This is a genomic window from Aureimonas populi (assembly GCF_017815515.1).
Classification (GTDB): Bacteria; Pseudomonadota; Alphaproteobacteria; order Rhizobiales; family Rhizobiaceae; genus Aureimonas; species Aureimonas populi.
Genome location: NZ_CP072611.1, coordinates 739,867 through 754,624 on the forward strand (window position 1 = coordinate 739,867; position 14,758 = coordinate 754,624).

General features: G+C 70.2%; 9 protein-coding genes. All 9 read right to left on the reverse strand.

Going from position 1 to position 14,758, the window contains the following annotated elements:
* Nucleotides 1-50: 50 nt before the first annotated feature.
* The 9 genes from J7654_RS03470 to J7654_RS03510 all read right to left on the reverse strand — a co-directional run bounded on the left by J7654_RS03470 (nt 51) and on the right by J7654_RS03510 (nt 14,350).
* Nucleotides 51-1,073, reverse strand: coding sequence for an ABC transporter substrate-binding protein (locus J7654_RS03470; RefSeq protein ID WP_209738245.1), 1,023 nt, complete (start codon nt 1,071-1,073; stop codon nt 51-53).
* Between the two features lie 147 nt (nt 1,074-1,220).
* A complete protein-coding gene (locus J7654_RS03475) occupies nt 1,221-2,828 on the reverse strand; it encodes a gamma-glutamyltransferase (protein ID WP_209738247.1) in 1,608 nt (535 codons plus the stop codon).
* A gap of 10 nt (nt 2,829-2,838) precedes the next feature.
* On the reverse strand, nt 2,839-3,975 hold the full coding sequence (locus J7654_RS03480; protein WP_209740164.1) for a M20/M25/M40 family metallo-hydrolase: 1,137 nt from the start codon (nt 3,973-3,975) through the stop codon (nt 2,839-2,841).
* Between the two features lie 50 nt (nt 3,976-4,025).
* A complete protein-coding gene (locus J7654_RS03485) occupies nt 4,026-5,426 on the reverse strand; it encodes an amidase family protein (protein ID WP_209738250.1) in 1,401 nt (466 codons plus the stop codon).
* Between the two features lie 166 nt (nt 5,427-5,592).
* Entirely contained in the window at nt 5,593-7,185 is a 1,593-nt protein-coding gene (locus tag J7654_RS03490) for an ABC transporter substrate-binding protein (RefSeq protein WP_209738252.1), read from the reverse strand.
* A 281-nt stretch (nt 7,186-7,466) separates the two neighbouring features.
* Nucleotides 7,467-8,300, reverse strand: coding sequence for a sugar phosphate isomerase/epimerase family protein (locus J7654_RS03495; protein WP_209738253.1), 834 nt, complete (start codon nt 8,298-8,300; stop codon nt 7,467-7,469).
* A complete protein-coding gene (locus J7654_RS03500) occupies nt 8,297-9,607 on the reverse strand; it encodes a DUF6005 family protein (RefSeq protein WP_209738255.1) in 1,311 nt (436 codons plus the stop codon). The genes J7654_RS03495 and J7654_RS03500 overlap by 4 nt, the downstream gene beginning before the upstream one ends.
* Nucleotides 9,604-12,591, reverse strand: a complete 2,988-nt coding sequence (locus J7654_RS03505) for an IucA/IucC family protein (protein WP_209738257.1) — start codon at nt 12,589-12,591, stop codon at nt 9,604-9,606. Before J7654_RS03505 ends, J7654_RS03500 begins: the two co-directional genes overlap by 4 nt.
* Nucleotides 12,575-14,350: an IucA/IucC family protein gene (locus tag J7654_RS03510; protein WP_209740166.1), complete on the reverse strand. Its 1,776-nt coding sequence runs from the start codon at nt 14,348-14,350 to the stop codon at nt 12,575-12,577. Before J7654_RS03510 ends, J7654_RS03505 begins: the two co-directional genes overlap by 17 nt.
* Nucleotides 14,351-14,758: the final 408 nt, after the last annotated feature.

Here is a 14,758-nt window from a genome sequence, read left to right on the forward strand (position 1 = left end):
GACGAGAGGCGGCGGCCGCTTCGGCAGCGGCCGCGCCGGCAGGGACGAGCCTATTGCACCGCCGAGGCGTCGCGCACTTCCTGCTCGTAGCGTTGCAGCAGGCGCGCGCGGTTCTCGCCGGCCCAGTTGGAATCGTAGTCGATCAGCTTCACCTGGCTGAGGTCGATGCTGAAATCATCGTTCACGAAGCCTTCCACGACGGATTCCCTGTAGGTCTCCCCCAGCGCCGTCTGGCCGGCGTCGGAGACGATCCAGTCGAGGAAGGCCGTGGCCGCCTCGCGCTGGCTCTCCGGCGCATCGGCGATCAGGGCGGCGGCGTTCAGCTCGTAGCCCGTGCCCTCCTCGGGAAAGGAGACGCCGATGGGAAAGCCGTCCGCCAGCGCGACCTCCAGCCCGTGGGTGAAGGCCATGGAAACGGCCGCCTCGCCGCTGGCCACCATCTGCCCGGGGCCGCCCGCCGAGCGCAGATATTGCAGGACGTTGCCGTCGATCTCCTTGAGAAGCGCGAAGGCCTCGTCCTCGCCGAGGGCCTGCACCATGCTGGCGAGCGAGACATAGGCCGTGCCGGAGGAGGCGGGATGGGTGAGGACGACCGCGCCCTGATAGGCCGGGTCGGCGAAATCGCGCCAGCTCGTGGGCGGCTCCGCCCCAAGCTCCTCCAGATAGGCGGGATTGTAGAGGAAGGCGATCGGCGAGATGGCGATCGGCGTCCAGGAATCGTCGGGGCTGCGATAGCCGGCCTCGACGCGTTCCGCGTTGGCGGAGGCATAGGGCTCCAGCAGCCCCTCGCCCGCGGCCTGGATGAAGATGTCGGCGGCCCCGGCCAGCCAGAGCGCGGCCTGCGGGTTGCTCTGCTCGGCCCGGATGCGGGCCAGAATCTCGCCCGCCCCCAGGCGCACGAAGCTGGAGGCATGGCCCGTCTCCGCCTCGAAGGCGGCGAGGACGGAGGCGCAGTCGGCCTCCGACATCGGGCAGTAGACCGTCATGGAAGCCGAGGCGGCCTGGCCGGCGAATGCCGCGCCGAGGAAGGCCAGGGCGCCCAGCGAAAGGCGGTTGCGGTGCCTCATCATCATTCCCCTGCTCTGGTGGTGGGCCTCCCTGATCAGGCAGCGTATCGGCAAAACTACAGGAGTCAAATTCTTTGTAGCTAATTTTCAAAAACGAGCAGCAAGAGCTTCGGCCACGCCGGAACCCCGGCGCGCCGCGAGGCCCCGCCGCTGTCAGCCCGCCAACGGCTTCGTGTCGTCTTCGCTGACGGCGTCGGCCCAGGGGTGGAAAGGCTCGGCGAAACCCTCGTTCATCGCCCCGCGCCGTCGCACCGCGCCCAGCGTGGTGAAATGGTTGGGGTGCTCCATGCGCTCGCAAAGCACGGTGGCATGGCGCGCGCGGACCGCGTCGAGGATATCGGCCGGGAAGCGGGCGTCCGCGACCACGAGGGGCGGCGCCGAGGTGTCGAGGCGGGGCGCGGCCACCGCCTCGTCCAGCGCATGGGAGAAGTCGGCCACCTGCGCCAGCGCCTGGAACACCGCCGGCAGGATCTTGCGCCCGCCCGATCCCCCGATGGCGATCACATCGTCGTCCGGCCCCGTCATGATCGCCGGCGCGTAATTGGACAGCGCCTTGCGGCCCGGTGCGATGCTGTTCGGCCGGCCCGGGCGCGGGTCGAACCAGTTGATGCCGTTGTTGAGGAGGATGCCGGTGCGCGGCGAGACCACGCCCGAGCCGAAGAGCGACAGCAGCGTCTGCGTCAGCGAGACGGCCATGCCGTCGCGGTCCACCGCGCTCAGATGCGTCGTGCAGCTCGGCAGGCTCTCCCGCGCCCCGTCGCCCATCGTCTCGAAGCGGTGTGCCCAGGCATCCTGCATGGCCTCGCAATAGGCCAGGACATCGGCCGCTCCGGGCGTCTCGCCCTGCGGCGCATGGCGCTCCTGGCAGGCCCGCAGCATATGGGCCAGCGTCGGGCCGCCGTTCAGCCCGGGCACATAATGCACCAGATGCCGGCGGTAGGCCTGCGTGGCGGCCGGGCCGGCCGCCACCTCGAAGGCGGCAAGATCGGCGGTGCCAAGATAGCCCCCGGCGGCCTGAACGTCGCCGGCCAGCGCCTCTGCCAGCTCGCCCCCATAGAGGATGCCGGGGCCCTCCCGCGCGATGCGGGCCAGCGTCTGCGCCAGCGCCGCGTTCGGCAGGCGGTTGACGCGCCCGGTGACGGCGGCCGGCGTAATGGGAGGCACGCCCTCCGGCAGGAACCAGCCGCTGCACGCCTCGTCGCGCAGGATGCGCCTCATCTCCGAGGCGATCCACAAGGTGGTGTGGAAGTCGACGACCGGGCCGGCCTCGGCGATGCCGGCCGCCGGCAGGACGAGCTCGGCCCAGCTCATGCGCCCGAAACGGGCATGGGCGGCGCCGAGGCCCGCCACCAGGCCCGGCACGCCGATCGACCGGGCGCCCGTGACGTTTCGGTCCTCCAGCACGCTCGGCCAGCCGAAGAGATCGCCGTCGCTTCCGCCCACGATGGGAAAATCGGCCGGGTCCAGCCCGGCCGGCGAACGCGCGCCGGCGTCGATGGCGGTGACGGCCCCGCCCTCCTCGCGCACCAGCATGGCGCCGACGCCGCCTACCCCGCTCATCCACGGCTCCAGCACGCCGACGGCGAAGGAGGCCGCGACGATCGCATCCACCGCGTTGCCGCCCTCCTTCAGCACCTCGGCCCCGATGCGGGCGGCCTCGCGGTTCTGCGAAACCACGATGCCGCCCTCGCCGCGCGCCATCCTCTTGCCGGTCAGCCGGCCGCGCGCGAGGTTGGGCGAGCGGATGTCTGTCATGTCCATGGTCGTCCGATCAGTTCAGCGTGGCGATGAGATTGGCCATCAGCAGCGTTCGCGGCGCGAGGCTGTCGACGAAGATGTGCTCGTTCAGCGTGTGATGGTCGCGCCCCAGCGCGCCGAGGCCGTCGAGCGTGGGAATCTGGAGCGCGCCGGTGAAATTGCCGTCCGAGCCGCCGCCCGAGACATGGCCCTTCAGGTCCAGGCCGAGCGCCGCGCCGATCTCGCGGGCCGCCGCATGGAGCGCGTGGCTGGCCTCGTTGCCCTCCCAGCGCGGGCGCTCGCGCAGCGGGGTGACGGTGAAGGACATGCCCGGCTCGTCGGATTGAAGCGCCATGAGTGCGGCCAGCCGCTCCTCCTTCTGCGCCGGATCGCGGATCAGCACCAGAAGCTCGGCGCTGCAATGGGTGGTCACGCAGTTCGACCAGAGCCCGCCCTGCACGATGCCCACCGAGAAGCTCACGCCCGGCGAGCCGAGCGCCTCGACCGCGACGATCTTCTCGGCCATCTGCCGGATGGCCGAGCGGCCCTTTTCCGGGGTCGCGCCCGCATGGGTGGGCGTGCCGCGCGCGGCCAGGGTGAAGCGCGCCACCTCGTGGCGGCCGATGGTCACGCCGCCCGCGTCCTCGCCCGGCTCGGGCACCAGCACGTATCTGTTCCGCCGCGCCAGCGCCTCGATCAGCGGGCGCGTGTGTGGACTGCCGGTCTCCTCGTCGCCCGTGAAGAGGACGCTGACCGGCAGCGGCGTCTCGATGCCCCGGGCGACGAGCTGCCGGATGGCCCACAGGGACAGGAAATTGCCCGCCTTCATGTCCTTGATGCCAGGGCCGTAGCACAGATTGCCCTCGCGCCGGAACGGCAGCACCTCCAGCGTGCCGAGCGGATGCACCGTGTCGAGATGGCCCATGACGAGGATGCCGGGCTTGCCAATGTCGCGGTGGGGGAAGCGGGCGAGGACGGCGCCGGCCGCCCCCGCATCCCCGCTCGTCAGGCGCTCGACGGCGGCGCCGGCCAGCGAAAGGTCGCTGGCGGCAAGGTCCATCATGCGGTCCACCGCGCGCGGGTCTATGGTCGGGCTCTCGCATTCGACCCAGCGGCGCAGCCCCCCCAGCATCGCCTCCGTATCCAGGCCCGCCAGATCGGCGGGCGAGATCGGCGCAATCGTATCGGTCATGGGTGTCGTATCCTTCGGGATGCCAAGGGTCAGCCGGCGAGGGGGTCGATCGGCATAGGAGGCGTTCCGCGCGCCTCGATCGCCTCCCCGGCGGCCAGGCACAGATCCTCACGCATCCGCCCGGCGAGGATCTGCACGCCCACCGGGCTCCTGCCCGCCATGCCGGTGGAAACGGTGAGCGCCGGGATGCCGATCACCGGCGGGCCCGCCATGAAATGCTGGCGCTCATAGACATGGCGGAAGCCCTTCTTCTCGGGCAGGTCGATCTCGTCCTCGAAGGGCAGTTCGGAGGAGACCGGCATGAGCACGACCGGATAACGTTCGAGGAAGAGAAGCCATTCGCGCACCATGTTCGCGCGGCGCGTGAGCGCGGCGGAAAAGGCGGCCACATCGACCGGCCCGACGAGTTCCACCGCCCCGCGCATGGCCGATACGGCGCCCGGGTCGCCCTCGGCCTCGGCCTCGGCGATCTTCTGCTCCGGCGCATCGGCGACCCACAGCGTGTGCATGATGAGGCTCGCCTCGCGGATCGGGGGCAGCGCGTCCAGCTCCACCACGGTCCAGCCCGCGTCGCGCAGCCGCCCGGCCGCGTCGATGAGCGCGGCCTCCACCTCGGGCGCGATGTCGATTCCGTCCGGGCGCAGGCACAGGGCCGCGAGCTGCGGGTTGCGGCCGGCGGGGGGCGCCTCGAAGCACCAGGGATCGCGCATGTCGCGGCGCGACATGGCGTGCAGCCCGAGCCGCAGGTCCTGGATCGTGCGCGCCAGCGGCCCCTGCACCGACATGAGCTGGAAGCCGATCGTGCGGTCCGGCCCGCTGGCATTGTAGGTCGGCACCCGCCCCAGGCCGGGGCGCAGGCCATGGATGCCGCAGGCATAGGCCGGATAGCGCACGGAGCCGCCGATATCGTTGCCGTGGCCGATGCAGCCGATGCCCGCGACGGTGGCCGCCGCCGCGCCGCCCGAGGAGCCGCCGGGCGTCAGCGCCGGGTCGCGCGGGTTACGGGTCGGGCCGAAAAGCTGGTTGTTGGTGAACCATCGGCAACTGAAGGCCGGCGTATTGGTGCGTCCCAGCGGCACGGCTCCCGCCGCGAGGAAGCCGTCCACCACCGGGTTGTTCTCTTTCGCGATCAGCCCGGCCTTCGAGCGCAGGCCGTTGCTCGTGGCAAAGCCCGCCTGGTCGATATTGATCTTGATCGTCACCGGCACGCCGGCGAGCGGCCCCGTCTCGTCGCCGCGCGCGATGGCTTCGTCGACCCGGGCGGCCCGTTCCAGAACGTGCTCGGGCCGGTGATCCACGACGGCGTTGATCGCCGGATTGACGGCATCCAGCCGCGCCAGCGCGTCGCGCGCCACCTCGCTCGCCGAAACCTCGCCCAGCCTTACGAGGTTGGCGATCTGCGAGCCGGAAAGGCGCCAAAGTTCCGTCATCTGTCCCCTCCAATACTGCCGCGACGGCGGCGCGCAGGCCTTGCGCCCCGTCATCGCCTCAAGCGGCCCGCCCGGCGGGCATCGTCCCATGCCGCCAGGCGGGATGCTGCGATCGCTCGCCGGCACGCGCGCGCATGCACGCACGGCGAGGCAGCCCGGCCCTGGCCTACGGCGCGGCCTTGGTCATGTTCCAGAAGACGGGCGCCTCGGCATCCATCTGCCCGCCCAGGGCCGCGCTGCGGACCGTGACGTTGTAGAACTCGCCCATGGGGATCATCGTCACATTGTCGATGATCAGCTCGTGCACCCGCCGGCCGAGCGCCACGGCCTCCTGCGCGTCGGCGGTGGCGGCGAGCTGGGCGCGCGCCTCCTCGATCTCCGGCACGTCGGGCCAGCCGAACCAGGCGGTGTCCCCGCCGGCGCGCGCACCGATGAAGCCGAGCGGGTCGGCCACGTCCGGCAGCACGTTGGTGGTGGAGAAGATGTTCCAGCCGCCCTCGGCGGGCGCGGCGCGCGAGGTGCGGCGCCCCACGACGCTCGCCCAGTCCATCGAGACCATATCGACGTTGAAGCCGGCATTGCGCAGTTGCTGGGAGAAGACCGGCCCCATGGGCGCGAGGTTGACGAGGTCGGTGGCGTGCATGAGGAGGATGGGCGTGCCGTCGTAGCCGGCCTCCTCCAGAAGCGCTTTCGCCCGCTCCGGCTGCGGCTCGACGATATCCTCCGCGCCGTATTCGCTGACATAGGCGCTGCCGCAGCCGAACACCGCCGGGCAGGTTCGCGCGTTGGCCGAGCCGCTGCCGACCTGTGAATCGAGAAGCTCCTGCTGGCCGAGCGCCAGGAGCGCCGCCTTGCGGATCTGCAGGTTGTCGAAGGGCGGGTGGAGGAAGTTGAGCCGGGCGAGGTTCTGGCTGCCCTGCTTGGGGTAGACGGCCATCTCGAAATCGGGATTGCCCTCCACCAGCGGCAGGAGGTCCTGCGGGATCTGTTCGAGGAAGTCGATCTCGCCGGCCATCAGGGCGCTCACCGCCGTCATCGGGTCGGGCATCGTCGTCCAGACGACGCGGTCCACATTGACGATTTTTCCGCCGGCAAGGCCGCTGGCGGGTTCTTCGCGCGGCACGTAATCCTGGTTCTTCTCGAACACGGCGCGCACGCCCGGCTGGTACTCGTCGGCCGCGAAGACGAAGGGGCCGGAGCCCACGGTGGAGGTGATCTGCTCGGAGACGGGCGTCCGGGCCACGGCCTCCGGGAACATGAAGGGCGCCACGCCGCTGGGCTTGCTCAGCGCCATCAGCCCGATCTCGGTCGGGGTCTCGAAGGTCAGGGTGAAGCTGCGCTCGTCCAGCACCTCCATGCCCGTCATGAGCGAGGTCATCACCTGCCCGAGTCCGTCGACCTGGCTCCAGCGCTCGAGGCTCGCCACGGCGTCGGTCGCCGTCACCGGCGTGCCGTCATGCCAGAGCAGCCCCTCGCGCAGCGTGAAGGTGTAGGTCATGCCGTCCTCGGACACCGTCCAGTCGGCCATCTGCGGCTGAACGTTGCCCGCCTCGTCGCGCGCGAGCAGGGTATCGTAGACCATGTATCCGTAGTTGCGCAGGATATAGGCGGTGCTGATGACCGGATCGACCGCGCGCAACGGGGCGTGCATCACCGCGGTGATCGTGGTCTCGGCCCTCGCGCCGCCGGCGGCCGCCGCCAGGCACAGGGAAAGGAACGTCGCCTTGAGAAAGCTGCGGCCGGAATTTCGAGCGAGCATGAAGCCCTCCACTGAACGGAACGGAGCATTTGTGACGATCCTCGCCACTCGTCATTCGCAACCCGTCTCCCGCAATATGCGTGCCATCGCGCGCCGTGCCGCCCCGCTGCTCCCAGGAAAATGAAATGCCATACTTATTTCAATGGATTATAGATCCATCGCACGGGCCGGCCCAACGATAGTGCGGCAGAATCCGGCCGGGACGCCGCCCGAAACGGGCGCGGGCGGCATCCGGTCTGCCCCTTTCACAGGCAGGTGACGCCGATCCGGGCTGGCGAGCCTCAGCCGGCCTTCAGCGCCAGCACGTCGGAAGACCTGGCGGACGCGGCCCGGAGCCTCGAGAGGTCGGCGGGCAGGATGGAGAAGCAGGAGCCGCCGAACCATTCGAGCGAGACCTCGGCATCCGGCGCCAGAACCGGCAGGAACGCCTCATAATCCACCGCGCCCTCGAACAGGCGTGTCATGCCCTCGCGCCGGCCGGCCGCGGCGTAGACATTGGCGGGCTCAAAGACGCCGAGATCGGACCGGGCGCGCACGTTCTTCAGGTGATAGTGGTCGATATGCTTCGCCAGGCGATCATGGGCTGCGAGAGGGTCGTCGCCCCCTTCCCAGACATGGAGCGTGTCGAAATTGACCTTCAGGGCCGGATGGTCCACCTCCTCGAGAAGCCGCAGGAGGGAATCGGTGGTGTCGGCGAGGGTTCCCGGATGCGTCTCCACCAGCAGCCGCAGGCCATGGTCTGCCAGATAGGCCGCCGCCATGCGCAGGCGGGCGGCGACATGCGCGCGCTCCTCGGCCGAGGTCGCGGCGCTGCCTCTGGTGCCCGCGAAGGTGCGCAGCCTTGGCGCGCACCAGCCCCTCGCCAGGCGGCAAAGCTGGGCCATGTGCTCGGCGAGGGTTTCGCGGGGCGCGTCCAGCGGCAGGTAGTCGCTCAGCATGGGCACGCGCAGGCCGTAGGCGTCCAGCCATTCGGCATGATCGCCGGGGCCCAGATTGCGCGCATGAATGCCCCAGAGCTCGATACCGTCGAACCCGCTGTCCCGGGCGAAACGGGCGATCTCGCGGATCGACAGGAGATGATGGCGAAAGCTGATCGTGCAGAGCGAGACCTTCATGCCGGGAGCGCCCCGCGCGCCCGCTCGCGCGGGGCGAGGCGGGGGCTCGCCGCCCGCCATGCCGCGTGGGCGGCGCCGAGCCGGCGCTTGATCGAGAACTCCAGGGCGTCCAGCTCGTCCAGCTTCTCCATCACCGGCGCCACCAGCGCCGCGTCCTCGCTCCTGGCGAGCTTGAGGACGGCGTAGTGCATGGATGTCAGGCCGTTCACCAGCACTTCGATCTCGTCGCAGATGGCCTGGAACTCGCTGTCCGGCCAGCGCAGGGCGCGCCAGAAGAAGGCGAAACCGTGCTCGTAGGCCCATTTGCGGATGGTGACGACGGGAAGCTCGCGCAGCGCCTCCCCGACATCGGCCAGCCGAAGGCCCCCGCGCCCCTCGGCATGGGCCGCGACGATGGCGCGCGTCGCATCGATCAGCGGGTTGGAGTCCGGGCGCAGGCACGCCTCGAAGAAGGCCGCCAGATCCTCGTCCCCCGGCGGATGGGCGAGCGAGGGATCGAACCGGTAGCCGCCGGCCACCGTGGGCTGGCGGATCGCGTTCAGCAGCTTGTCGCGCTCGATGGGGCCTTCCCAACGGAAGTCGGGGTCGCGCACCTGCCAGACGGCCGGGTCGTCCGTCAGCTCCAGCATGAGATAGTGCGGGAAGGGGTTCTGGTTGAACTTGTTCTCGCGCTCCGGCAGGTGGAACATGTCCAGCATCACCATGATGCACTCGCCCGGCGCCCGCTCTTGGAGGAGTTGCAGGAGGGTGGCGACGTTCTCCTCCTTGGAGCGGGAATGGTCGTACCAGGAGCGGAGCGGCACGCCGTAGAGCCGCTCGAACCAGTAGCGGAACGATTCGTGGTCCATCACGTCCGAATGATAGGCGAGCTGGAAACCGTCGGTGATGGCGAACTCGGCGTCCCAGACGAGGGCATAGAACGGCCGGTGGTCGATGCCGCGCTTCTTCAGCCCGTCGCAGACGCAACTGACGAAGCAGTGGATCTTGAGGTCGTAGGGCATCTCGCCATGGACGCCCTCCGACGGCGCCTCGGGCGCGCCGGCCGGAGCGTCCTGCCCCTGCGCCCCGGGCACGAGAAGCGCGGCGAGGTCGGCCACCGTCGAGACGTCCTGCCGGCTGATCGCCTCCTCCGAGACCGGCAGGTCCAGCGTCGTTTCCAGCGACAGGATGAGCTGGAGGAGCTGGACGGAGTCGAGGTAGAGATCCTCGTTCAGCCGGGCGTCCGGGCCGAAGAGGTCGAGATGGGGATGGCGCATCTCCTCGCGCAGGATCGTGCCGATGGCCGCGACGATGGTGTCCCGGTTCATGCCACGGCCTCCACCAGCCGGCCGCTGCGGTAGAGTTCGGCCACCTCGCGGCGCGAGATCTTGCCGTTGGCCTGGCGGGGGATCGCGCTCACCTGCACCGCCTCGCCGGGCACCTGGTGGCCCGCCAGCCAGCGGCGGCACCAGTCCTGAAGCACGCGGGGCGGCACGGGCGCCTCGGCGCTGAACAGGAGCGTCACGCGCTCGCCGGCGAAGGCGTCGGGCCGCGCGAAGGCCACCGCGTCGGTGATGCCGGGCATGGCCATGACCACGTCCTCCACCTCGCGCGGATAGACGTTGAGGCCCGACACGTTGATCGTGTCGTCCATGCGCGAGACGAAGATCAGCATGCCCTCGGCGTCCATGTAGCCGAGATCGGCGGTGTGGACCGCCCCGCTCTCGCCTTCCACCACGATCTCGGCCGGGGCCGCCGCGCTCGCCCCCGCCCGCACGCGGTGATGGGGCAAGGCGAAGCCCATCGCGTCCGAGCGGGTGAGATCGGGGTTGATGGCGATGCAGCCGGTTTCCGAAGAGCCGTATTGCTGGAAGAGATGGGCCACCCGCTCGCGGATGGCGGTGAACCAGGGGGCCGGCAGGAGCGTGCCGGAGGTCATGGCCGCATGGATGCGCTCGCCCTCTGGCATGAGGCGCGCCAGCGTGTGCAGCATGGCCGGCGAGGTGTAGAGGAGCGGCCGCTCGATCTCGCGCAGGCGGCGCAGGAGGTGCCTGGGATTGGTGGTGTCCACCACGACGGGCGTGCGCCCCCGCGCAAGGCCCACGAACAGCCCACAGATCAGCCCGTAGGAATGGGTGATGGGGCAGGCGATGACGGGCGTCATGTCGTCCGGGGCGGTGAAGGCGCCCACATAGCTCTCGATCTCGCGCTCCACCGCGCTCCAGCGCCGGGCGATGCATTTGGGTTCGCCCGTGGTGCCGGAGCTCATCTGCAGGAGCTCGCCCTCGCCTGGAACCGGCGGCGCGGCGCCGTCCAGCGCCTCGCCCGCCAGCTCGTCGAGGAACAGGCGATGGCAGCCGGCGCGTTCGGCGAGCCGCCGCGCCCCCTCGTCCGGCAGCGCCGGATGGATCGGCAGGAGCGTCACGCCCAGCCGGCGCGCGGCGAGGATGAAGGCGAGGGCGGTGGCCGTGTCCCGAAAGCGCATGGCGATGCGCTCTCCGGTGCCGCCGCGCAGGCGGGCGCCCGCCTCGATGCGGGCGATGGCCGCGTCCATCTCGGGCGCATCGATGATGCGTGCGTCGATCTCGATCATGAAACCTCTCGGGGATTGGTCGGGCGGAGAAAGGAGCGCGTTCGGCACGAGGTGGCTGAACCTCGCCTCGTCCAGCCCGAGCTTGCGGGAGAGAAGCGCCTCCACCTTCAGGCGGGGCGCGTCGAAGCCGATCCGGGCCAGCCGGCCCTCCAGCCCGTGCTGCGCCGCGTGGGCGCGCAACCGCCGCCCTACGCGCTGCCAGAAGGCCGGCTCGTCCAGCGCGTGCAGGCGGTGCAGGAAACGGCTGATCTCGCCGAGATTGAACACGAACAGCGCATCCGTCACGAGTTCGGCCAGGACGGCGGGCGAGCGCATGGCGTGGAAGCGGTCGTCCACGGGGCCGCCATGGGCGGGGTCGATGGCGGAGAAGTCGGGCACGCCTTCGGGGTCGGGCACGAAGCCCGGCGCATATTCAGCGCTTTCGTGGAAGTCGCGCAGGATCACCCGCTCGGGCCAGCCGTCGCGATGCACGAGGATCATGTTCTGGCCGTGCGCTTCCAGCGCCACGCCATGCGCCACCAGAAGGTGCCAGACGGGCAGAACCGCCACCTCCACCAGGCGGTCGAGCCAGGCGTGCAGCCCGTGGCGCGCGAGCCAGGGCGCGACGAAAGCGCTGCCGTCCGCCTCCCGCGCGGCCAGGGCGTTGAAGGGAACCGCCGCCTCGCCGGGCGCCAGCCGCACGCTTTCGCGCCAGATCGCGGCGAGCTGCCCGGCCAGCGGCCCGTGCCGGTCGGCGAGCACGGCGGCGTGCTCGGCCAGGATGTCCATCCGGTAGCGCCCGGCGAACAGGGGGTCGCCCGCCACGATGCGCGCCAGCCAGCCCGACAGGGCGGGGCCGGTGAGAACGAAGTGCGGATCGAGGGTCCGAAGGCTCGAAGTGCTGACGACGCTCATGGCGAGCTTGACGCTGCTGGCAGAGGGGTCGTCGTGATTGTGCAGCGTGCGCAGGGACTGGCTGGCGACATAGCGCGGCCCGGCCACGCCCAGCGGCACGGCGCGCCCCTCGGCCAGCCAGGGCCGGAGCGCCCCCTTCGCCAGATGGCGCATCTGCCAGGGGTGGACCGGCAGCAGGGCGTGCGTCTCGAAATCGTGCCCCGCCTCGGCGAGGCGGGCCGCCAGCACCTCCCGTTCCGCGCCGAGCTCACTTTGCCAGAAATCGGCCTGCGAGCCCGGCAGCGAGAACGCGATGTCGCTTTGGCGGATCGCCAGCCATTCGAGGCGGAAGGGCCGCGCGCATTCCGGCCCGAAGCGCCGATGGTCCTCCAGGGTGAACCCGGTGCGGGCCTTGAAGCACGGATGATAGGGGTGCCCTTCCCCCAACGCCCCGTCGAGCGCGGCGAACGGCAGGACGCGGCGATCCCGGGCGGAAAGGTTCCGGCCGTTCCACCGGCACAGGGCGATGGTCTGGGAAAGCTCGTCCTTCAGACGGCGCCGGTGCTCGGCATCGGCGGGGAGCGCCTCGACGAGGGCCTCGATATCCCCCGCGCGCCAGGAGCCGTCCGCCTCGGCGATCTCGACCGATGCGGGGTCGAGGCGCGGGCGGCCGAAGGGGCCGACCGCTCCCCGCGCCCGCCAGCGCCGCGCGCCCAGGCGCCATTCCAGCCGGCGCGGGCGGGGAAAGGGCTCCAGCGGCGCAAGTCCTTCGAAGAGAACGGCTTCCGCGAGCTGGCGCAGGACGCGCTCGCGCGCCTCCTCGCCCGCCTCAGGAGGCAAGGGCATGCTCGACCCCGCCCCGCGCCCTCAAGGGATTGGGCATGTCGACATAGAAGCCCGTTCCCTCCCCGGCCGCCAGTTCGTCGAGATTTTGCAGGCGCACGCGCAGATTGGCCTTGGTGCACAGCGCCGGCCCCTCCAGGACCGAGCGCGCGAAGGCCCGCCCGGCGCCCGTCATGCGCCGCGCCATCGCCTCCAGCCGGGCCGCCAGATCGTCGAGGAGAACCGCCTCGCCGATCGACCCGTCATGGCCCATGCGGGCGATGACGGAGAAGATCTGGTTGACCACGAGATAATAGGCGAGCCGCCGGCGGATCTCACCGTCCTCGAAATAGAGCGCGCCGATGGTCGCCGTCTCGGGGGCTTTGCGCACAAGCTCCGCGCGGGCGGCCTGCGACAGGTAGAATCCCTGATTGTCCCGGTAGAAGCCCCGGCGCGGCCAGCCGGAGGCAACGTCGAGAAGCGTGTTCTGCTGATGGGCCTCCAGCGCGATGCCTTCCTCCTCGTAAAGCGCGACGATGGGCTCGAACAGGCAGTCGAGATAGAGGCCGAACCAGCGGCGCGCGGCTTGGGAGCGCTCGGGGGCCCCGCCGGCGCAAACACCGCGCAGAAGGGCCTCGAGCCTCGACGGGCGCCCCGGAAGCGGCTCGGCGGTCAGCGCCGCCAGGGTCGCGATGCCCTCGGAGGCGCCGTCCCGGAAGGGATTTTCGCGAAACACCGTCTCGAAACCGCTCTCCTCGCGGCCCGGGCAGGCGAGCGTCAGATAGGCGGGGTCGCGCAGGATGCGGAAGGCGGGATGGCGCGCGCCGAAAGGGCTGCGCGCCAGGAGCCGGGCCATGGCCACGCCCGCCTCGAGCTCTGCAAGGCGGTTCACGCGCAGCGAATTGGTGAGGGTGACGGGAAGCGAGAACTTCGCCATCCAGGGGCTGTCCGGCGCATAGACGGTGCGCAGCGAGGAGGTGGCGGTGAAGCGGGGTCCGAAGGCGCCGAGATGCCGGACGCGCCCGGCCTGCACCAGCTCGGCCACATGCGGCTCCAGCATCAGCGCCTCGGCCTGGAGCGGATGCATGGGAAGCGCGACCTCCCCGGCGCCGAGCGGCAGCCGGCCGGCGTCGGACCCCAGAAGCTCCAGGGCGATCCGGGGCGCCGAACGGGGGCCGGCCGAATCGTGGCGCACGAGCCCGGCCTCCGAGGCGAACACCACCAGTTGGAACACCCCCTCCTCCTCGGGCGCGTAGGCGCGCGCCTGCCAGGGGGCAAGGCCCTGCCGGCTCTTGGGCGTGGGGTGCAGCCAATGGCCGAAGACGAGCGAGCGCTCCGCGCCGATGAAGCTCGTGTCCTCGCCCGGCCTGCTTCGGGCCAGGTCGAGCTGGCGGGCCGTTTCGCGATAGCTGTCGAGGACGCGCCCGAGAAGCTCCAGCTCGCGCTCGCGCGCCGTTTCCGGGCAGGCCCCTTCGACGCGGGCATAGGCCTCGCCGAGCAGATTGCCGATCGCGTGCATCGGCGCGACGAGCCGCCATCGCGGCTCGTGGAGATGGCGCGTCCACAGGCGGCCGAACCCCTGCGCGCCGCAGAGCGAGGCGGAGACGATCTCGGCGCGGATCGCCATGCGCTGGCTGCGCAGGCTCCATTCCACGCAAGCGGCCGGCGGCCCGTCCGGCAGGGCGTGGGAGACCCTTATGCCCGCATCGATCTCGCGCAGATAGCCATTGGCAAAGCTGCGAAAGGCCGCCGCCTCGGCAATGGACTGGGATGAAACCCCCATCGCAACCGGTCCCCGTTCCAGATTCTGGCCACTCATTGACTCCCCTCCATCCGCGGAACAAATATGACGAAGCGAGTCATATTAAAAGATGGCTGGCAGAATTAAGGAGGATTCGGAGCGAAGATGATGACAGTCTAGAAGTATTCCAGACTCGAAAGGCGGTCATTTGCCTTTTTCCATACCATGGCCATCAATTGTTCATTTGTGCGCCTTCGATGATCTGATGGGCAGGAATAAGGATAGAGGACTGGATACGGGCCATCCGCAGGGACGTAGTCGTATGAGCATTTGCCACGAGAAATCGGATCGTGCCTGAAACGGGCGCCGCCGTGGCATCCGTTCTCGTGCCTTCCTGCTGTGCAAGGCGAAAACGATACTTTGTTCGGATCGAAGAAAATGAATTCGTTG